The following is a 20,775-nucleotide window of genomic DNA, read 5'->3' as shown; positions in this document are numbered from 1 at the left end:
TTTGACGTAGCTTTGCCAGTGATAGTGAGTAAGAAAAATAATTATAGGGAGTTCAGCGAACCAATCTTGGCTGGACTCGCTAAAATTGAAAATTCGCGGAACTCGAAAGGCTGTAGCGAGAGGTCATCGCGTTTACTCTCGCTCAGAAAAGAATGAGAGACCCCTCAAAGAATACCCCTCTCATTCTTAGGGGCAGGTGAAAATCTGCCCCTACCCTTTTTACTTAAACGCAGAACAATCTCTGCGTTATACGTGGCTCCATACATGGCTCCGAAAGCCATGAAGCGCCGACTGAGCTTGTCAGTCCGGCGCTTCATAGTTTCCAGAATGTATATGTATGCATGCGAATGCTCATTCCTCGCTGAATTTATTACCGTACATTTTATGCAGCTTGCAAGCGACTTCGGTGCGGTTGGCAGCACCGATCTTTCTCATGATGTTATGAACATGCGCCTTTACCGTGCCTTCACTCATACCAAGTTCAAAAGCAATAATCTTGTTGGATTTGCCCACCCGGATCGCGTGAACAACTTCAATCTCGCGCACCGTCAATAGCTCGCCCAGCACATCATCGTTCAAATCCTGTGACGGCGGCTTCATCAGCATCGAAGCCGGTACATACATACCACCCGCCAAGGCAAGATGAATTGCTTCCACACAGATCTTGATATCAACCGATGTCGGAATGTAGCCGCGGGCTCCGATTTCCATCGCACGCAAAACCTGCGACCACTCTTCGCGTTCGGCAAGGAGCACAAGCGGCGTCGGATGCCATGCTTTAACCGCAGCCTCCACCTCATCGGAAAAAAACGGATCAGCGAGGCGCTTTGAACCGATATGCATGAGGATAACGATTGCACCATTCAACGGCATGTTTTTATCAATAGATGCGTAGCTGACGACCGGAAGTTTAAGTCCGTTCATCATCAGCCCATTGAAAAGACATTCCCGCTCCAGATTGCTTTTACAAACAAGCATCAAATGTGGTTCATTCTGCACAGACAAACCGGCCGAATGTCCCCCTTCTTTTGTTCGCCCACCTACAGCAACAGAAACTCCGTCACTATTGCCATCAGGTGCTGCCCATAAGTATTGTTCTCTGACTTCAAACATTGCTTAGTTTCCCCTGTTACTCAGGTTTGCATTCAACGCAAAACACTAGTCATGCCAAAAACTGCGCTAGTTTATTAGGATTTTCGTTGCCAATTCAGATGACGGCTGGTCTAAATATTGCTACCGTCAAATAAACGTGTCATTAACTTATGTTAGCGCTTTATAAAAAAATGCAATCGCCATAAGAACGACTTCGGGAACAGAAAGTTATAAATTCTATAACTTTCGTTGGGCATAGGCAGCAGATGCATAGTGGTAACCAGAACACCACCGCCCTGATGATCGACGGATTGGTTAGCTTATTGGAATCCCCTCCAATTCTGGCCAAATTGAACACGCAGGAAAAAGAAGCGTTGCAGTCTCTCGTCATTTCCGAGAGCAGTTATCCTGCTGATGCTGTCATCATTAATCAGGGCGCTTCAATCAGAAGCATTCATCTGGTCCGTTCAGGCTGGGGATGTGTTTATCGCGATCTTTCGAGTGGCGAGCGTCAGATCATCGATTTTCCCATGAGATGCGATTTTGTCGGGCTGAGGACCGCAGATGGTTACAGCTATAATACGATCAAGACGATCACACCGATGTCCGTTTATGAAATACCGCTAACGTCACTTGAAGAAACAATCCGCCAAGTACCAAGATTGGGCATGATTTTCATCGAGCTGCTTTCACGACAACGCTCAATGCTCATCGAACATCTGACCAATGTTGGTTGCCGAAGTGCTTTTATCCGCACAGCGCATCTTTTGCTGGAGTTATCTGACCGCGTTAAATCCTGCGGGATGGGTGAGCCAGATTCCTTTTATTGTCCGCTCACACAGTACCAGCTTGCAGATGCTTTGGGCCTCACGCCCATTCATCTCAACCGCATGATGCGTGAGTTGCGCGAAGAAGGGCTGATCACGTTCAGAAATTACAACGTCGAAATTATCAATCGGCCTCGACTGATCGAAATCGCCGAATATGACGGCGCATTCATGCGAATGTCAGTTTTCGGCAGAACGAACTAGCTTCGCCTGCTGACAAATACAGATCATTTTACAACATCGCTGGGGAAGACATGGTCGGAGCGAGAGGATTCGAACCTCCGACCCCCTGATCCCAAATCAGGTGCGCTACCAGGCTGCGCTACGCTCCGTGACCATCTTAATCGTGACTCTCACAAGCCCGACTGTGAAGCGGCTTATAGCGCTGCCGTTTTCAAGTCGCAAGGGGAGTATCAGGCTTTTTTTGCAGTCTTTTTGAGACATAGAGTGCCGTACGTCTTATTGGAGGCACTAAGATTTCTCTAACATTTTAAATTTGCTGCATAATTTCACCTTAAACTGTTTCAAGTTGGAGGTAAAATTATGCTACGTCTGATTAGCTGGCTTATCAGTTTCAACGGGTGGGGTTTTGAAGCCGCTTATTTTAAGCAAAAACCGGTGCCGCTCCTGCGCCGTAGGCGACAAAATCCGGATTTGCGAAACTTTGCACTGTGCCATCGGAGCGCTGGCCATAAGTCAGTGGGCGCGCATCAAGCGTAGTCGTCATCCCACCAGCGGCACGAAGCACTGCGTCCCCTGCCGCCGTATCCCACTCCATTGTCGGGCCAAAGCGCGGATATAAATCAGCCTCGCCCCGCGCAATCATGCAAAATTTGAGTGAAGATCCCACAGAAACGCAATCGCCGATGTTGTTGGCTTTGAGAAATTGCTCCGTCTCCATTGTGATATGGGAACGACTGCAAACCACGACACGTTTGGAGGGCGCGATGCGCGCTTTAATCGATCGCTGGCTCTCGGCGGCATGATCGGTTGTCGTCACGATTTCAACGGCACCATCGGGGCTTCCCACGTAGAGGAGATTGCGTACCGGCGCATAGACAAGGCCCAGCGCAGGTACTCCATCCTCAATAAGCGCGATATTCACCGTAAAATCGCCATTACGCAGCAGAAACTCCCGCGTTCCGTCAAGGGGATCTATCAGGAAGAAGTTTCGTCCCAGATGAGTAGGCAAACGGCCCGCTGCAGCCTCCTCTTCCGCAACGACTGGAACATCGGGAGCAATAGAGGAGAGAGCCGATAGAATCACGGCTTCTGCAGCGTGGTCGGCTTCTGTAACCGGCGACTGATCCTTCTTGGAATGAACTGCGCAACCATTGGCATAATGCTTCATGATCACGCGTCCCGCCTCAAGCGTTGCATCCCGCAAAGCAGCAAGAAGCGTCTGGCCATCTGGCTCTTTTTTTGGTGAGGCGAATATTTTCATTTTCTCAAATCGACCAGGAATCGCTGCCATAGCTGCCGATAACACCGCGTTCAGCCAGGTACTTTTCTACCTCCGCGACGAGCTCGTCAATGTCACGCCCTGCAGTATTAAGATGCAACTCGGGTGAAAGCGGAGCTTCATAAGGTGAATCGATGCCTGTGAAGGCCTTGATCTCGCCCCGTAAAGCTTGCGCATAGAGCCCTTTCGGATCACGCGCCATGCATTCCTCAATCGGCGTATCGACAAAGATTTCGATGAATTCTCCCTCCGGCAAGCGTGACCGCACCCGGTCCCGTTCAGCGCGAAACGGCGAAATGAACGACACCAGCGTAATCAATCCGGCATCGGCCATAAGCCCAGCCACTTCGCCAACACGGCGGATATTCTCCGCACGGTCTTCATCCGAAAAGCCGAGATCACTGTTGAGACCGTGACGGACATTATCGCCATCCAGCAGATAGGTGTGCTTGCCAAGCGCATGCAACCGCTGCTCGAGCCTGTTGGCGATAGTGGATTTGCCTGAGGCGGACAGTCCTGTAAACCAGAGCACCGCCGGCTTCTGGAATTTCTGCGCAGCGCGTGCCTGCTTGTCGAGATCGAAAGCCTGCAAATGCACATTGGTTGCCTGCCGCAGCGCATGATCGATCATGCCTGCGCCAACGGTTGCATTGGTGAGACGGTCAATCAGCACGAAAGCACCCGTCACGCGGTTATCCGCATAGGGATCAAACACGATCTGATCCGCCGTCTGAAGATGGCAAAGTCCCACTTCGTTGAGGTCGAGATGCGCTGTATCTTCGCGGGCAAATGTATTGACGTCGGTGCGGTATTTAATCTCGCTGATCGTTACCGGCGTCTGGTCGGTTTCGGTGCGCAGCAGATAGGAACGCCCTGGCTGCAAAGCGTCTTCGCCGAACCAGACGATATTGGCCGCAAAGCGATCTGCTACTTCAGGCCGTGCCTCTGTACCCACCAGCATATTGCCACGAGACACCTCAATCTCGTCTTCGAGAACCAGCGTAACCGCCTGCCCTTCGGTTGCACGCGGCAGGTCGCCGTCATAGGTGGCGATGCGTTTCACCTTCGACTGTTTACCCGATTTTGCAACAACGACCGTGTCACCCTCGGCAATCGATCCCGAGGCAACAGTGCCGGAGAAGCCTCGGAAATCGAGGTTGGGTCGGTTCACATATTGCACCGGAAAGCGAAACGGCTTGCCGATACTATCCGCTTCAAGACGCACCGTTTCCAGATGCTCAAGCAGATACGGTCCTTCATACCAGCCGATACGCGGTGAAAGGCTGCTGACATTATCACCGAAGCGCGCGGAAAGCGGGATAGCCTGAATGCTGGCAAAGCCCAGGTCTTTGGCGAAACTCATATAGTCGGCAACGATCCGATCAAACGCAGTTTGCGAGAAATCAACCAGATCGATCTTATTGACGGCCACCACGATATGCCGGATGCCCAAAAGCGAAGCAATAAAGCTGTGACGGCGCGTCTGCGTCAGCACACCCTGACGCGCATCGATCAGCACAACCGCAAGATCGGCGGTCGAAGCGCCCGTCGCCATGTTGCGGGTATATTGCGCATGGCCGGGCGTATCAGCCACGATAAACTTGCGGCGCGGTGTCGAGAAAAAGCGATAGGCCACATCAATAGTGATGCCCTGCTCGCGTTCGGCTTCCAGACCATCCACCAGCAATGCAAAGTCAAAATCATCATCCGTGGTGCCGAATTTGCGGCTGTCGTTCTTCAGCGTAGCCAGCTGATCCTCAAAGATCAGCTTGGTATCATAGAGAAGTCGACCGATCAGCGTAGACTTGCCGTCATCGACAGAACCACACGTCAAAAAGCGGAGCAGCGTCTTGCGTTCCTGATCAGCGAGAAAGTCACTGACCGCCGCACTCGTTACAGAAGGCTTCAATACGGCGTTCATCAGAAATAGCCCTCGCGCTTCTTCTTTTCCATTGAGCCCGCCTCATCGCGATCAATGGCGCGGCCCTGACGCTCGGATGTTCGGGCGATCAGCATTTCTTCCACAATATCGGAAAGATTGGTGGCGCTTGATTCAATTGCACCCGTCAGCGGGTAGCAGCCAAGTGTGCGGAAGCGCACCAGTCGTTCTTCCACCTTTTCACCGGCGCGTAGCGTCATGCGGTCGTCATCGAGTTTGATCAACATGCCATCGCGCTCCACCACCGGACGGGGAGCGGCAAAATAGAGCGGCACAATCGGGATATTTTCCTGCAGGATATACTGCCAGATATCGAGTTCGGTCCAGTTGGAGAGTGGGAAGACGCGGATCGATTCACCAGCTGCGACGCGGGTATTATAGACCTTCCACATTTCCGGTCGCTGGTTCTTCGGGTCCCAGCCGTGCTGTGCATTGCGGAATGAAAAAATGCGCTCCTTGGCACGGGATTTTTCCTCATCGCGCCGCGCACCGCCAAAGGCGGCATCGAATTTGTATTTGTCCAATGCCTGCCTCAAACCTACTGTCTTCATGACATGGGTATGGACGTTTGAGCCATGCGTGAATGGGCCAACACCATCGCGCACGCCATCTTCATTGATATGAACGAGCAACTCAAAACCCTTTTCGCGGGCCTGTGCATCGCGAAACTCGATCATTTCGCGGAATTTCCATGTTGTATCAACATGCAGGAACGGAAATGGCGGGGGAGCTGGATAGAACGCCTTCATCGCCAGATGCAGCATGACGGAGGAATCCTTGCCCACCGAATAAAGCATCACCGGATTGGAGAAGGTCGCAGCAACCTCGCGAAAGATATGAATTGCTTCTGCTTCCAGACGCTCAAGATGTGTCAGGTTTTTACTCAGGGATGCATGATGCACGTCTGTTTCTCCCGGAAACCGGCTAACTAACTCTACTTTGACGCGCATCTTGCCCGAAAACCGTTTCACACTTTTCGGAATGCGCTTTGGTACTGGCGGGAGACTGGCAAGAGCCCTGATCCGGCGCAGATGTGGCAAGCCACGTTGAGCGCATTGTCGTGAAAGACAGGGCAAAAGGAAAAGTATGCTATCGCGTATTGCGAGAGGGTTAAGCGAAAACGTGCCTGTTTTAAGCCCGAAGCAGGAACAAACTTGCGTCAGATCGAAAGGGGCAATTTTCGGCCAAACCGCGGAAAATACTACTAAATTTGTGGTATTAAGATAATTTTGAAGGGGTAAATTGTCCTTCGAGCCAGACCGCCGAAGGATTAAGCACTGTTACAGAAGACCAAAAGTGCGCGCCTTAGCGACAGCCTGCACCTTGTTCACAGCAACAAGTTTGATGAGAACATTGCTGATATGGAAATTGACGGTTCGGGTCGAGATGTTGAGGATTTTTCCGATAATTTCGGCGGTCTTTCCTTCACTCGTCCACCGCAAAATCTCCCGTTCGCGCGCCGTCAGATTAACCTCCGCCACACAATTGATGCTTGGAACATCGACATGTTCATACATGGCGAGATGTAGAAGGTTAGCTACAATCTGCATCTGCCGACGCAGCATCGAGATTTCCCCCTCTGACAGCGCTGGCTTTTCGCGCAAGAATGTAAGAATTCCAAAAACACCCTGAGCCGCCCAGCACGGCTGGGAGATACCAGCCTTCAAACCAAACTCTTGTGCATCTGCCCATATTTGTGGGGCCTCCGCAAATTGTCGGGCCGACCAAACCAAAGGCTCGATGCTGTTTATGCCCCGCCTGATAATCGGATCGATATCCGCATATTTCTTGGCGGCATAGTGCTTCTGCCACCCATCAGGCAAGGATTCATAACGCACCCAGCGAGCAAAACTGTTTAGAGACGGCACACACATGGCATATGAAGCATATTGAAAGCCGAGCGCTTCAGCGTAAGACCTAACGTGTTCAAATAAGTGCTCTGCATCGTCGGATGATTGTATCTTTTCGTATAAATCTTCCCATTTCATCGCATAAATCCCAACATTTTCCTTATGAAGCAATATTTACTCTGAAAACGCTGCAAGCAGGCACACTCCGGCATCAGAGCGCATTTCGATCCGATTGAATCAGATCGCACTCTGACATTTTGTTTTGATGCGCATCTTTTCCGAAAACCGTTTCACACTTTTCGGGACGCGCTAAAACTCTGCCAGACAAACACATATAAACTGAAGGGATTCTATGGCGCCGGAATCCGCGAATTCAAATCATCGACTACAAAACCGTAAGCCACCTGTATTACATAACACATGATTCTTGGGTCATCTATACAGAATGATTTCAATTTCTTATGGAGATTTCAGAAAACTAATATTTATTCTACATAAATTTAAATTTAGTGAATTAAGTATAGAAGCCCCGCATCGCGGGGCTTTTATCATCATTATTTTATAAATTACTCAAGCAGCAGCTTCAACCGGCTCTGGCGTCTGCCCCGGTATATAGTTTAGAATCGGTCCCAGCCAGCGCTCGACCTCCTCAACGCTCATGCCCTTGCGGTTCGCGTAATCTTCGACCTGATCACGCTCGACCTTGGCGACACCGAAATAATAGCTTTCCGGATGGCCGATATAGAGGCCCGACACGGACGAACCCGGCCACATGGAATAGCTTTCCGTCAGTTCGACGCCGGTTTGCGCTGTGGCATCCAGCAGTTCGAACAAGGTCTTCTTTTCGGTGTGGTCAGGCTGCGCCGGATAACCCGGTGCCGGACGGATACCCGCATAACGCTCGTGGATCAGATCATCATTCGTAAGCTCCTCGCCCGGCGCATAGCCCCAGAACTCATTGCGCACGCGCTGATGCATCAGTTCGGCAAAGGCTTCGGCAAAACGGTCGGCCAGTGCCTTCACGAGAATGGACGAGTAATCGTCATTGGCCCGCTCGAAGCGTTCGGCAATTGCCACTTCCTCGATACCCGCCGTGACGACGAAGCCACCGACATAGTCCTGCTTGCCACTATCGGCGGGTGCAACAAAATCGGACATAGCGACATTCGGACGACCATCACGTTTTGACAATTGCTGACGCAGCGTGAAGAAGGTTGCGAGTTCTTCCTTGCGGCTTTCATCGGTAAAGAGACGAATATCGTCGCCCACCGTATTGGCAGGCCAGAAACCGATTATGCCACGCGGCGCAAACCACCTCTCATCAATGATCTTTGCGAGCATGGCCTGTGCATCCGCCCAGAGCTGACGCGCTGCTTCGCCCTGCTTCTCATCTTCGAGAATAGCCGGATAACGGCCTTTCAGCTCCCATGTCTGGAAGAAAGGTGTCCAGTCGATATAACGAGCAATCTCTGCGAGATCGTAGTTCTCAAATGTTTTGGTGCCAAGGAATGTCGGCTTTGGCGGTGTGTAGGCGTCCCAGTCGAGCTTGTGGGCGTTTTCGCGCGCACGAGCTAGTGGCAGACGCTTCTTTTCTGCCTCATTGCGCGCATGCGCTGCCGCAACCTTGGCATATTCCTCACGGATGCCCTCAACGTAACCCGCCTTGTTTTCAGGCGATAGCAGATTGGAAACAACACCCACCGCACGGCTGGCATCAATCACGTAGACCGCCTGTCCCTGCTCATAACGCGGATGGATTTTCACCGCAGTATGCACACGGCTGGTCGTCGCACCACCGATCAGCAGCGGCACATTGAAGCCTTCGCGTTCCATTTCAGCAGCCACATGCACCATCTCGTCGAGCGATGGGGTGATCAGACCAGACAGCCCGATGACATCGACATTTTCAGCGCGCGCCGTATCGAGAATTTTCTGCGTCGGCACCATCACGCCAAGATCGATGATCTCGTAATTGTTGCAGGCGAGGACCACGCCGACAATGTTCTTGCCAATGTCGTGCACGTCGCCTTTCACAGTGGCCATCAGCACCTTACCAGCGCTCTGGCGGCCTTCGCCACCATTCAGGCGCTTTTCTTCTTCCATGTAAGGCAGAAGTACAGCCACGGCCTGCTTCATGACGCGGGCGGACTTGACCACCTGCGGCAAGAACATCTTGCCCGAGCCGAACAGATCGCCAACCACATTCATACCAGCCATCAGCGGACCTTCGATGACATGCAGCGGACGTGCAGCCGCCTGACGCGCTTCTTCGGTATCGGCTTCAATATATTCGGTAATGCCATTGACCAGCGCATGGGAAAGCCGCTTTTCGACCGACCATTCACGCCAGCTCAGATCCTGCGTCTTGGCTTCTTTTGTGCCGCTGTCGCGGAAACGCTCCGCGATTTCGAGCAGTCGTTCCGTCGCGTCATCACGACGGTTCAGCACCACATCTTCGCAAGCTTCACGCAGTTCTGCGTCAATCGTATCGTAGACCGCCAACTGCCCAGCATTGACGATACCCATATCCATGCCGACCTGAATGGCATGATAAAGGAAGACAGCATGCATCGCTTCGCGCACCGGCTCGTTACCGCGGAACGAGAAGGACAGATTTGATACACCACCCGAAATATGGACGTGCGGCAGCGTTTCGGTGATCTTGCGCGTGGCTTCGATGAAGTCGACGCCGTAATTATTATGCTCGTCAATGCCGGTTGCGACCGCAAAGACGTTCGGATCGAAGATGATGTCTTCCGGCGGGAAACCAACCTGCTCGGTCAGGATCTTGTAAGCGCGGGTACAAATCTCGACCTTGCGCTGTTCAGTGTCCGCCTGTCCGGTTTCGTCAAATGCCATAATGACAACTGCAGCACCATAGGCACGCACCAGACGCGCATGGTGCAGGAAGGCTTCTTCGCCTTCCTTGAGCGAGATCGAATTGACGATCGGCTTGCCCTGAACGCATTTCAAGCCAGCTTCGATCACTTCCCACTTGGAGCTGTCGATCATTACCGGAACGCGCGCGATATCCGGCTCTGCCGCAATCAAGTTGAGGTATTCAACCATGATCTTCTGGCTGTCGATCAGACCTTCATCCATGTTGATGTCGATGATCTGCGCGCCGTTTTCGACCTGATCGCGCGCCACATCGAGCGCTGTCGAATAATCGCCAGCCTTGATCAGCTTGCGAAAACGAGCTGAACCGGTAACATTCGTGCGCTCGCCGACATTGACGAAAGGAATATCCTTGGTCAGCGTGAAAGGCTCAAGGCCCGAGAGGCGCATCAGCGGTGGCACCTTGACGGGTTTGCGCGGCGGATGCTTGGCCACCGCTTGCGCAATGGCGCGGATATGGTCCGGCGTCGAACCACAACAGCCGCCTACCACGTTGACGAGGCCTTCACGCGCAAAATCTTCGATCTGCGCCGCCATGGCTTCCGGGCTTTCGTCATATTGGCCGAATTCATTTGGCAGACCAGCATTCGGATAGGCGCAGACAAATGTATCGGCAATACCGGCAATTTCCGCGAGATGTTCGCGCATCGCATTGGCACCGAGCGCGCAATTAAGCCCGATGGTGAAAGGCTTGGCATGGCGCAACGAATACCAGAACGCCGTCGGCGTCTGGCCGGAAAGCGTGCGGCCCGAAAGATCGGTGATCGTGCCGGAAATCATCACCGGCAGATGCACGCCCTTCTCAATGAACACTTCTTCGGCGGCAAAGACAGCGGCCTTGGCGTTCAGCGTATCGAAGATCGTCTCAATGAGAATAATGTCGGAGCCACCATCGATCAGCCCGCGGATCTGGTCAGCATAAGCAATGCGCAGATCATCGAATGTCACCGCACGATAGCCCGGATTGTTAACATCCGGAGACAGCGACGCGGTACGGTTTGTCGGCCCCAACGCACCCGCAACAAAGCGGCGGCGGCCGTCTTTCTGCTGCGCACGGATTGCCGCGCGACGCGCCAGACGTGCGCCATCACGATTCAGCTCATAGACAGCATCTTCCATGCCGTAATCAGCCTGGGCGATGGTCGTTGAGGAGAATGTATTGGTTTCGAGAATATCAGCGCCAGCCATTGCATAGGCATAGTGAATTTCTTCAATCGCCTTTGGCTGGGTGAGTGTCAGAAGATCGTTGTTGCCCTGCAACTGGCAATGGCAGGCACCAAAACGCTCGCCGCGAAAATGCTCTTCGTGAAAGCCAAGTCCCTGAATCTGCGTACCCATGGCACCGTCGAGAATCAGAATGCGCTCGCTTGCGGCTTTGGTCAGTGCTGCAAGCACTTCCGAACCGTCCGGCTTTGCCGCCGTTGAACCAAAAAGATTATCGAGGGAAGACGTCATAGGGGATTACCACCTGTATTCAGATACGCTTCATCGCTACAACACCGCCCGAAATCCGCAAAGGATTTTCAGTAAACGCGATGTGTAGATTACTTCATAGAGCGCGCGTTTGATGGTTCTGTATGAACCCACAGCACATAGGGCTCATTTAATGACATAAACATATCTTTATGTCAATTCGATTGATGTATTTTGAATCACCGTTCCCGTCCTCACCAAACTGTTGCCGTTGAGAAGAAAAAGTGAGTTTTCCCAGCCGCCTACCCGCCACATTGCGGGAGTAAGATAGGTCTCAGGGACGTTGATAACAAAGCCACTATATTAGGGAGAAACCGATGAAGAGATTTGCATCTTCCTTCTTCGCAGCCTGTCTGTCATTCGGCATAGGCGTACCCGCTATAACAGCAAGCGCCAATGCGGCACAGCCGACAACGCTCATCGCACCTGCAACAGCACCCGGCGCACAGGCTCCGGTCGAAAATGTGCAGTATTACGACTATCGCGGCGATAGACGCCATTGGCGCCACCATCCGCCACGCTATCGGGATGGCTACAGGTATTATCGCCCTCATTATCGGCCATACTATCGCGATTGGGGACCGCCACCGATCTATCGCCATCCACCGCGCTATCGCCCAGCCCCGATGTATCGTGGTGGCAATGCGCATGTGCGCTGGTGTTACAACCGCTATCGCTCTTACCGCGCCTATGACAATACGTTTCAGCCCAATTATGGACCACGGCGTCAGTGCTATTCGCCTTATATTTAGAGCGTATCCCGAAAAGTGTGAAACGGTTTTCGGACAAAGATGCGCGTTAAAACAAATATTTAGAGCGCCGATCTGATCCAATCAGATCGGCGCTCTAAACAAAAAAGCCCCGGACGAACCGGGGCTTTTCCATAGTGAATATCTCAAAGATCAGGTTACGAAAGCGCCGATAGAGGCTGCGACCAATCCGATCGCAATGGCGATCATAACGCCGTAAATACGAGGTTTATCGAAAAGCACGGCAAAGGCAGAGAACCAAGCCACCACCGCCGCACCCAGCGCGAAAAGAAAACCGGGCTTGTCGCCATGGTAAAGATTGGCCGCCATCAGTGCGCCGACGATCAGCGCACCAAACACGATCATCAGCCCTGTGGCATAGCGTTCGTAATCGTCCATCTAAAATTCCTTGTCCCGATCACGCCAAACGCGCGCCAGAAGATATCGCTCATTCATTTGGCCATTTAAAGACATGGTCATTTCCCATGTCATTGCCAGGTTATTCTCACACAATCACTATTTGCTTCGTTCTTCAACCATTTCGCAGCACGATCCGCTGCAATTGTCACGACTTTCACGTAGGCATTTTCGCAAAAACCCCAACTCATGTTATGATTACAGCCATGGAATCGTCTGGTCTTAACATCTTTGAAACACCGATAGGCCCTTGCGGCATCGCCTGGCATGCAGACAAAATCGTCGGCGTGGAAATTGGTGACGCAGATGAAAATGAGACCCGTTACAGGCTGAAAAGCCGCTTCTCTGAAATAGAGGTATCATCCCCACCCGTTTTCGTCACAGAAGCTATCGACAAAGTTCGCATACTTCTTGAGGGCGGCGATCCGGATTTCTCCGTGACACCACTCGCGCTTGATTCGGTGCCCGATCTCAACCGCAAGGTCTATGAAGTCCTCCTCGAGCTCAAAGCTGGCGAGACTATCACCTATGGCGCAATCGCGCGCAGGCTGGGCGATGTCAGTCTTTCACAGGCGGTGGGCTATGCGCTCGGCAAAAACCCTTTTCCGATTATAGTGCCCTGCCATCGGGTTTTAGGCTCCAACGGCAAGGTCGGCGGTTTTTCGGCTGCGGGCGGCACGGCGACCAAGCTGCGTCTGCTCAATATTGAACGCGCCAGAACATCGCTCGAGCCGGATTTGTTCGGTGGCTTGCCGTTGCAGGCACGACGGACACCCGAAGACTAATTACGCAAATCCCGCCAACCCGAATGACGCAGCTGATCTACGATCAATCCGACGGCATCATTCGTTGAGACCAACGCTGTATCGATCACAAGACGTGGTCTATCCCAGGGGGCATATTCCCGAGATAGAACAGCGTTCCATGTCGGCTGAGAGGGGTCCTGAGACTTCTCCCGACGCGACTCAACGCGTCTTCTATGCTCCACGACGTCAGAACAGATGATTTCTACTTCAGTCAGCGGCACTTTCGCGGAAATCGCCACAGACCTGTAGGTATCACGTGTAATTTTGAGAGGGTTCACAGAATCTGCAATGACCGTGTGCCCAATCGCCAGATTATCCGCTGCAATACTGTAAGCGGTCAAATAACCTGCAGCTCCCGGCTGTGAAAGCATATCGGAAGCAACGATGGCTTTTTCGATCGTATCAATGCGCAAATAAAAAGCGGGCAAAATGCCCGCCAATCTATGCGCAATCGTACTTTTCCCAACGCCCGGCAAACCTGCAAACACGATAAACATATGCCTATCACCTTCCGTCAGAGCCGGGTTAGAGCATTTCCAGCAAAAGTGCGAAGCGGTTTTGCGTCGGATAATGCGCATCAGCCCTTGTCAGTTACAACATCCGCAGAGAAACGCAGCTCACGCATGGGGCGAACATGCTGTGTAGTCGCATCATAGGTTGGGTGTTTCTTGAAGGCAAAAAGCGCTTCTTCGTCCCTGAACTCGGCATAGACAACGAGATCAATATCGTTGCCCATCGGATCGACCTTGGAATTCGGCAGAACTTCAAACACGTCGGAATGTGGAATGGTGCCCAACTGCTCCAAACCCTTGCGGACGATTTCTATGTCCTGGTCGGGCTTGACGCTGAAGAAAACAATGTGGCGGATCACTTCTTGTCTCCAAATCTTGATGGGGCGTATCTACCCCATCAAGCTGGCAAGAAAAACCACAAAAAGGTGATTGCTAAGATTTAACCAGCCTTAACTCGACGCCAGGCAAATCCACCCTCTTGCTGCACAGAACCACGGCCGGGCTGATAGTAGCCCGGTGTATCGACGAGACGCTGCTCGCCAAGACGCGATTGCGCAACCTTGTTGGTCACTTGCAAGCTGTCGAAACCCGTGCGCAGCATGAGCGCTGCCTGATCAATCAGCACATCGCCCGTCGCACGCAATTCGCCCTCAAAGCCCGCACGACGCAGAACTTCTGCCTTGGAGTAGGAGCGTCCATCATTGAAGGCTGGAAACTGCAAAGCGATGACAGGCAAACTTGCCAGATGGTCGAGCAGTGGCTCAATCTTCTCACCCGGCGTCACCGAAACACCGATGCGGCGATTGGAAGAACGGCGCCGTTCCTCATCAAGCCCCAGCCAGACGGCCAAAGGGATGATAATCGCAGGCGCATCGCCTGCGGTTTCGAGATCATCCGCAAAAATATAGTCGTCTTCACGAAAGCCTTGCTCAGACCAGAGTTGGGTTTCAGCTATTGTTTCACTCATTTCTGGTCCAAAGCTCCTAGATTATTCAGGCTATCAGCAAGGCCCGTCAGATGGATGCCGCATTCGGTCTTTTCCGATCCTGCCCAACGTCCTGCGCGCTGATCTTCGTCATCGCTGACCGGTCGTGTGCAGGGCATGCAGCCGATTGACCGATACCCCTGCTCTGTCAGCGGGTGGACGGGGAGATCGTGCACGCGCGCATAGGCACGCAAATCTTCCGCGCTCATATGTGCAAGCGGATTGATGCGAATACGCGGGCCGACTGATTCAAAAACCGGCAAAGCATTGCGGGTCGAGGCCTGAAACTGCTTCCGGCCAGTCATCCATGCATCATAAGGTGCGACAGCACGCGCCATCGGCTCCACCTTGCGAATGAAGCAGCAGCGATCCTTGTCGGTCATCGACAAAGCGCCGAACGGATCATCGGCTTTCACGTTTTCCTCAAGCGGCAGAATATCCTGCACATTGAGCAGACCCAACCGGTCTACGAGATCATGCCGATAATCGAGTGTTGCACGGAAATGCTTACCCGTATCGAGAAACAGAACCGGAGTTGCCGGATCGATCTCGGAAATCATGTGCAGTAGCACAGCCGATTCAGCGCCAAAGGACGAAACGACTGCAATGCGTCCATCAAAGAGTTCGCGTGTGCTGAGCGCAATCACCTCTTGCGGAGAGGAAGCCCCATGGCTTCCCTCCAAAAGACGGGCTTGCGCCTCGGCCCTCTGGTCTGCATTAAGATCTGAATTGGGATCAACGTCAGGCCGCACGGCTCACTTCTCCATAAAGCGCACGTTTAAACGGCTCCATGCCAACCCGACGATAGGCAGCAAGGAAAGTCTCTTCGTTGTTTGCGCGCAAACCGAGATAGGTATCGACCACGGTTTCAATGGCATCGACCACTTCTTCGGATGAAAATCCGCGTCCGGTGATGTCGCCAATCGACGAATGCTCGTCAGCCGAACCACCAAGCGTGATCTGGTAGAGTTCTTCGCCCTTCTTCTCGACGCCAAGAATACCGATATGGCCGACATGGTGATGACCGCAGGCATTGATGCAGCCGGAAATCTTGATCTTGAGATCACCGATTTCAAGCTGGCGCTGCTGATCTCCGAAGCGCTCGGAAATGCGCTGTGCAACCGGGATCGAACGCGCATTGGCCAGCGCGCAATAATCAAGGCCGGGGCATGCGATGATGTCAGTAATCAGACCGGCATTGGCTGTCACCAGCCCGTCCGATTGCAAGAGATCATAGACCGCCGGAAGATCGGCTTTTGCCACGTGCGGCAGAACCAGATTCTGTTCATGGCTGACGCGAATTTCATCGAAAGAATAGGTTTCGGCAATATCCGCCACCAGTTCCATCTGCTCCGCACTCGCATCGCCCGGAATACCGCCAATAGGTTTCAGCGAAATCGTGACAACGGCATAATCCGGGTTCTTGTGTGGCGTAACATTGCGCTTGGTCCATGCCGCAAAATCAGCGTCGGATTTCTGCGTAACCGCCAGAATTTCCCAGCCTTCAGGACGCTGCGGCAGATCCGGCATCCGGAAATAGCTTTCGATTGCATCGATATCGCGCTGCGGCAGTTTCAGATCACCGTAACGGATCTGTTCCCACTCGGCATCAATCTCTTCCACCAGCGGCTCTACGCCCGTTTCATGAACGAGGATTTTGATGCGCGCCTTGTATTTGTTATCGCGACGTCCATAGAGATTATAGACACGAACGATAGCTGTCACATAGGTCAGCATGTCTTCGACAGGCAGAAAATCGCGGATTTTCTTGGCGACCATCGGCGTGCGCCCCTGTCCGCCACCGATATAGACGGCAAGGCCCAGTTCGCCTGCTTCGTTCTTCTTAAGCTGCAAGCCAATGTCGTGCACCTGAATGGCTGCACGATCATGTTCAGAACCGACAATCGCAATCTTGAACTTGCGTGGCAGATAGGAAAACTCCGGATGCAGCGACGACCACTGGCGCAGAATTTCTGCAAAGGGACGCGGATCAGCTACTTCATCATGAGCTGCACCTGCAAAATGATCAGCCGTCACATTGCGAATGCAATTGCCCGAAGTCTGGATTGCATGCATTTCGACTTCGGCCAGCTCTTCCAGAATTTGCGGCACATCTTTCAGTGCCGGCCAGTTGTATTGGATGTTCTGACGCGTCGTGAAATGCGCAAAGCCCCGATCATAATCGCGCGCGATTGCGCCAAGCCTGCGCAGCTGGCGGCTCGACAATGTGCCGTAAGGGATCGCAACACGCAGCATATAGGCATGTAATTGCAGATAAAGACCATTCATCAGCCGCAAAGGCTTGAACTGGTCTTCCGTCAATTCGCCAGAAAGGCGACGTCCAACCTGATCCTTGAACTGTGCAACGCGGGCCGCAACAAAGTCGCGGTCAAATTCATCATAACGATACATATTTACTTCCGATATTCAGATCAGGAGGCTTTTTTCAGGGCCGGTTGACCAAGCGTAATGATGGTGGGACCAGAGAGTCGGATGCGTTCGCGGAGGCGAATGGGATAGAGCCCTTCGTCACGCTCTTCGACATCGATCACATTCACATCGACAACCAGATTGGCTTTGGCAGCGACCTTACCAGCGTCTTCGAGAGCGCTGACCGCTTCCACATGACGGGCAACCAAGGCACCATCAATGGTTTCCTGCCATGATCCGTCAGCACCAAGCCACACAGCCTGTCCATCGATGAGCCGGTTTGCGGTGAGAACTTTTACAACCATTTCCAAACTCCTCAGGTTCAGGCAGCGACCGCGACTGGCTTGACTGCCAGCGCCTGCGCTTTGTCGATAGCGGCGCCTGCAACAGCATCGCCGATGATGACCATGACCGGACCGGAGAGTTCTTTGCGCTCTTCCAGAGACGGCAGATCTTTCAATGTTCCATGAAACAGCCGCTTGTCCTTGCGGCTGGCATTCTCAATAACCGCGACGGCCGTATCTTCGTGGAGACCCGCAGAGATCAGACGGCTTGCAACGGAGGCTGCAACGCTTGAGCCCATATAGACGGCGATTGTCGCACCCGAGACTGCAAGCTTGGCCCATCCCGGCAGCACATCGCCTGCCATGTCGTGGCCCGTCGTGAACACCAGTGAGGAGGCCACACCACGCAAGGTGAGCGGCAGTTCCATATCGGCTGCGGCAGCGAAAGCAGACGTAATGCCCGGCACGATTTCAAAGCCGATACCGGCCGCGCGCAATGCTGCCATTTCTTCGCCCGCACGGCCAAACACCAGCGGGTCGCCTGCTTTCAGGCGCACCACGCGTTTGCCCTCACGACCAAGCCTGACCAGCAGATCATTGATCTCGTTCTGGCTCTTGGAATGGCAACCCTTGCGCTTGCCCACGGAAACGCGTTCTGCATCGCGCCGCCCCATGGCGATCACGCCCTCCGGCACCAGCGCGTCATGCACAATCACGTCAGCTTCCATCAGAACGCGATGTGCGCGCAAGGTCAGCAGGTCTTCGGCACCCGGACCGGCACCAACAAGCCAGACATAACCCGTAGCATTCTGCGGTTCTGTGATTAATTCATTTGCTGCTCTATAAGCTTCCTCGCGGTCGCCATTTTCAACAGAACGCGCAACGGAGCCGGAGAAGAACCCGCGCCAGAAACTGCGGCGCGCCAAACCTTTTGGCAAAAGCTTTTCGACCAACGGACGCCAACTTTCGGCATAATGTGCGAGCTCACCAAGGCGTGGCGAGAAGGCCGCATCAATACGCGCACGCACCATCTGCGCCAGCACAGGGGCCGAACCTTCTGTGCCAATCGCAATTGCAATCGGCGCACGGTTCACGATGGCAGGTGTCAGGAAATCACAGAGCGCAGGGCGGTCGACAACGTTGACTGGAATTTTCTGCGCCTTGGCCGATGCTGCAATCGCGCGATCCCGATCTTCATCACCCGTGGCAACAAAAACCAGCTTCGCACCTTCAAGAAGATCAGCGCTGAAAGATTGAGAAAGATGTTCCGCGCGATGGCTTTTAATGTGGCTTTCGATGAAACTCGCCAAGGCTGGTTCAAGCTCTCGCGCAATTATGCGCAAACGAGCGGACGTCTGGGCCACAAGCCTTGCTTTGTTGAGCGCTTCCTCGCCACCGCCGACAATAACAACCACCTCTTCCGATACACGGAAGAAGGCAGGAAAATCAGCAAGAAGTCGTTGGGACGTAAGAGCCACGGAGCCATCCTTTTTTAGATGGCCGCCATTATTCCCGGACTGGCGAAATTTTATAAGAAACGGGCTTGCGTGCGCAAATCGCGCGGAGCATCGCTTTTTCTCAGAAAAGGCATTTTGAGGATTTTAATTCCTGTTTGCCTCAAATTATATCCCATAATTTTTATAGGATTTACATTTGAGCGCCGTGCGTCCTATTGGGCGCACAAAGGACGCTCAAACACTAAAAATGTGCATCGAGCTTTCCAAAAATCGATTTCGATTTTTGGGTCGATGCGTGGTTAGAGGTAATTGCCTGACGTAAAAAAGGCTGGCACATGCTTTGGCCAGCGTCGTGGCAACACCGCGATCAGATCAAAGCGCAACGACAATTGTGCATAATCCTTTTGTCGTTGCAGCCACATATCCGCCGCCGCCTCGATACGGCGCATGGCCTGCGGCGTGACGGCAAGTTGCGCTGCTTCCACGCTTGCCCGTGCTTTGACTTCAACAATGAGAACAAGATTGCCGCGCCGGGCGATCAGATCGATTTCGCCAAGCCGCGTGCGGTAGCGGCGTGCCACGATGCGAAAACCTTTGAGCATAAGCGCAAACGCGGCCAGCCGCTCGGCGCTGTGTCCGCGAAAGAAAGCAACACGCTTTTTCTCGCGGAAATCACTCATCAGCCTTGCGCCTTAAGCTGCATCAAGCGCTGATAGAGCACCGATTTCTGCCCGCCAGTCATCTTCGCCGCCTCGCCTGCCGCCTTGGATGGAGGCAATTCCTTTGAGAGCGACAGCAGCAGCTTGTCGATGTCTTCTTCGCTTTGCGGACCCGCCTCGCCTGTTGGCGGACCGACCAGCAACACGACTTCACCGCGAATGCGATCTTCGCCATCGAATTGCTGTTTCAACTCACCCAGAGTAGCGGTGACAATGGTCTCGTACGCCTTGGTCAGCTCCCGGCAAAGGGCTGCTTCACGCCCATCGCCAAAAACCTCTGCCATATCGGCGAGCGTTGTCGCCGTGCGGTTGGGCGATTCATAGAACACAAGCGTTGCTTCGATATTCTTGAGGCTTTCGAGCTTGGAGGTTTTCTGGCCGTGCTTAACCGGCAGAAAGCCGCAGAACATGAAAGCATCGGTCGGAAGTCCGGAAGCAGCCAGCGCTGCGAGAAGTGCCGAGGCACCCGGAATTGGCACCACACGGATGCCTGCCTCGCGTGCCTCACCAACAAGCCGGAAGCCCGGATCAGAAACAAGTGGCGTGCCTGCATCTGATACAAGCGCCACGCTCTTTCCGCTTTCAAGGGCAGCGATTAGTTTTGCGCCTGCTTCCGCAGCATTATGTTCGTGATAGCTTATCGGGCGGCGTGAAATGCCATAGCGATCCAGCAACACGCGGGTCACGCGCGTATCTTCACAGGCCACAATGTCGGCACTCGCAAGCACTTCCAGCCCGCGCAGCGTCATGTCGCCGAGATTGCCAATCGGGGTCGAGACGATATAGAGCGCGGGTTCGATGGGGCGCGCACGCTGGGCAATGCCGCCGACGACAAATTCGCGTTTCTGCTCGTCCAAAAATTCGCTCATCTAAAT

At 53.3% G+C, this 20,775-nt stretch carries 19 protein-coding genes and 1 tRNA gene; 3 read left to right on the top strand and 17 right to left on the bottom strand.

Annotated features, from left to right (window positions below):
• Nucleotides 1-351: 351 nt before the first annotated feature.
• The gene (locus CEV33_RS15745) at nucleotides 352-1,113 is read right to left on the bottom strand and encodes a helix-turn-helix transcriptional regulator (protein ID WP_094541350.1); all 762 of its coding nucleotides are present in this window, start codon (nucleotides 1,111-1,113) and stop codon (nucleotides 352-354) included.
• A gap of 245 nt (nucleotides 1,114-1,358) precedes the next feature.
• On the opposite strand from CEV33_RS15745, the gene CEV33_RS15740 reads away from it, so the two are divergent.
• Nucleotides 1,359-2,123 carry a Crp/Fnr family transcriptional regulator gene (locus CEV33_RS15740; RefSeq protein ID WP_094541349.1) on the top strand — a complete coding sequence of 255 codons (765 nt, stop codon included), beginning with the start codon at nucleotides 1,359-1,361 and terminating at the stop codon, nucleotides 2,121-2,123.
• A 51-nt stretch (nucleotides 2,124-2,174) separates the two neighbouring features.
• Here CEV33_RS15740 and CEV33_RS15735 read toward each other — a convergent pair.
• The 6 genes from CEV33_RS15735 to metH all read right to left on the bottom strand — a co-directional run bounded on the left by CEV33_RS15735 (nucleotide 2,175) and on the right by metH (nucleotide 11,523).
• Nucleotides 2,175-2,251 (bottom strand) — tRNA-Pro (locus tag CEV33_RS15735).
• A gap of 272 nt (nucleotides 2,252-2,523) precedes the next feature.
• Nucleotides 2,524-3,363, bottom strand: coding sequence for a 3'(2'),5'-bisphosphate nucleotidase CysQ (gene cysQ / locus CEV33_RS15730; RefSeq protein ID WP_094541348.1), 840 nt, complete (start codon nucleotides 3,361-3,363; stop codon nucleotides 2,524-2,526).
• A gap of 4 nt (nucleotides 3,364-3,367) precedes the next feature.
• Complete coding sequence (gene cysN, locus CEV33_RS15725; RefSeq protein ID WP_094541347.1) at nucleotides 3,368-5,302, bottom strand: sulfate adenylyltransferase subunit CysN; 1,935 nt, start codon at nucleotides 5,300-5,302, stop codon at nucleotides 3,368-3,370.
• Nucleotides 5,302-6,222 (bottom strand): sulfate adenylyltransferase subunit CysD, encoded by a 921-nt coding sequence (gene cysD / locus CEV33_RS15720; protein WP_094541346.1) that lies wholly within the window; start codon nucleotides 6,220-6,222, stop codon nucleotides 5,302-5,304. Before cysD ends, cysN begins: the two co-directional genes overlap by 1 nt.
• Nucleotides 6,223-6,600: 378 nt before the next feature.
• Nucleotides 6,601-7,308 (bottom strand): LuxR family transcriptional regulator, encoded by a 708-nt coding sequence (locus CEV33_RS15715; protein ID WP_094541345.1) that lies wholly within the window; start codon nucleotides 7,306-7,308, stop codon nucleotides 6,601-6,603.
• Between the two features lie 432 nt (nucleotides 7,309-7,740).
• The gene (gene metH / locus CEV33_RS15710; RefSeq protein WP_094541344.1) at nucleotides 7,741-11,523 is read right to left on the bottom strand and encodes a methionine synthase; all 3,783 of its coding nucleotides are present in this window, start codon (nucleotides 11,521-11,523) and stop codon (nucleotides 7,741-7,743) included.
• A gap of 335 nt (nucleotides 11,524-11,858) precedes the next feature.
• On the opposite strand from metH, the gene CEV33_RS15705 reads away from it, so the two are divergent.
• Entirely contained in the window at nucleotides 11,859-12,293 is a 435-nt protein-coding gene (locus tag CEV33_RS15705) for a BA14K family protein (RefSeq protein ID WP_094541343.1), read from the top strand.
• A gap of 150 nt (nucleotides 12,294-12,443) precedes the next feature.
• Here CEV33_RS15705 and CEV33_RS15700 read toward each other — a convergent pair whose 3' ends face one another.
• Complete coding sequence (locus CEV33_RS15700) at nucleotides 12,444-12,689, bottom strand: hypothetical protein (RefSeq protein WP_024898138.1); 246 nt, start codon at nucleotides 12,687-12,689, stop codon at nucleotides 12,444-12,446.
• Between the two features lie 224 nt (nucleotides 12,690-12,913).
• On the opposite strand from CEV33_RS15700, the gene CEV33_RS15695 reads away from it, so the two are divergent.
• Nucleotides 12,914-13,492 (top strand): methylated-DNA--[protein]-cysteine S-methyltransferase, encoded by a 579-nt coding sequence (locus CEV33_RS15695; protein WP_094541748.1) that lies wholly within the window; start codon nucleotides 12,914-12,916, stop codon nucleotides 13,490-13,492.
• Here CEV33_RS15695 and CEV33_RS15690 read toward each other — a convergent pair.
• The 9 genes from CEV33_RS15690 to rsmI form a co-directional block, all read right to left on the bottom strand.
• On the bottom strand, nucleotides 13,489-14,010 hold the full coding sequence (locus tag CEV33_RS15690; protein WP_094541342.1) for an AAA family ATPase: 522 nt from the start codon (nucleotides 14,008-14,010) through the stop codon (nucleotides 13,489-13,491). The two genes, CEV33_RS15695 and CEV33_RS15690, sit on opposite strands and share 4 nt — an antisense overlap.
• An 80-nt stretch (nucleotides 14,011-14,090) precedes the next feature.
• Nucleotides 14,091-14,384, bottom strand: a complete 294-nt coding sequence (locus tag CEV33_RS15685) for a Dabb family protein (protein WP_094541341.1) — start codon at nucleotides 14,382-14,384, stop codon at nucleotides 14,091-14,093.
• Between the two features lie 80 nt (nucleotides 14,385-14,464).
• On the bottom strand, nucleotides 14,465-14,992 hold the full coding sequence (locus tag CEV33_RS15680) for a DUF934 domain-containing protein (RefSeq protein ID WP_094541340.1): 528 nt from the start codon (nucleotides 14,990-14,992) through the stop codon (nucleotides 14,465-14,467).
• The gene (locus tag CEV33_RS15675; protein ID WP_094541339.1) at nucleotides 14,989-15,762 is read right to left on the bottom strand and encodes a phosphoadenylyl-sulfate reductase; all 774 of its coding nucleotides are present in this window, start codon (nucleotides 15,760-15,762) and stop codon (nucleotides 14,989-14,991) included. The genes CEV33_RS15680 and CEV33_RS15675 overlap by 4 nt, the downstream gene beginning before the upstream one ends.
• Nucleotides 15,752-17,422 carry a nitrite/sulfite reductase gene (locus CEV33_RS15670; RefSeq protein ID WP_094541338.1) on the bottom strand — a complete coding sequence of 557 codons (1,671 nt, stop codon included), beginning with the start codon at nucleotides 17,420-17,422 and terminating at the stop codon, nucleotides 15,752-15,754. The genes CEV33_RS15675 and CEV33_RS15670 overlap by 11 nt, the downstream gene beginning before the upstream one ends.
• A 20-nt stretch (nucleotides 17,423-17,442) precedes the next feature.
• Entirely contained in the window at nucleotides 17,443-17,745 is a 303-nt protein-coding gene (locus CEV33_RS15665; RefSeq protein WP_094541337.1) for a DUF2849 domain-containing protein, read from the bottom strand.
• Between the two features lie 17 nt (nucleotides 17,746-17,762).
• Entirely contained in the window at nucleotides 17,763-19,202 is a 1,440-nt protein-coding gene (gene cysG, locus CEV33_RS15660; RefSeq protein ID WP_094541336.1) for a siroheme synthase CysG, read from the bottom strand.
• A 278-nt stretch (nucleotides 19,203-19,480) separates the two neighbouring features.
• Nucleotides 19,481-19,861 (bottom strand): YraN family protein, encoded by a 381-nt coding sequence (locus tag CEV33_RS15655; protein WP_094541335.1) that lies wholly within the window; start codon nucleotides 19,859-19,861, stop codon nucleotides 19,481-19,483.
• Nucleotides 19,861-20,769, bottom strand: a complete 909-nt coding sequence (rsmI, locus tag CEV33_RS15650; RefSeq protein ID WP_094541334.1) for a 16S rRNA (cytidine(1402)-2'-O)-methyltransferase — start codon at nucleotides 20,767-20,769, stop codon at nucleotides 19,861-19,863. Before rsmI ends, CEV33_RS15655 begins: the two co-directional genes overlap by 1 nt.
• Nucleotides 20,770-20,775 lie beyond the last annotated feature (6 nt).

Origin of the sequence: Brucella grignonensis (assembly GCF_002252505.1) — a bacterium.
Classification (GTDB): Bacteria; Pseudomonadota; Alphaproteobacteria; order Rhizobiales; family Rhizobiaceae; genus Brucella; species Brucella grignonensis.
The sequence above is the reverse complement of the archived record's forward strand: the minus strand, read 5'-3'. Positions and strand labels throughout refer to the sequence as shown.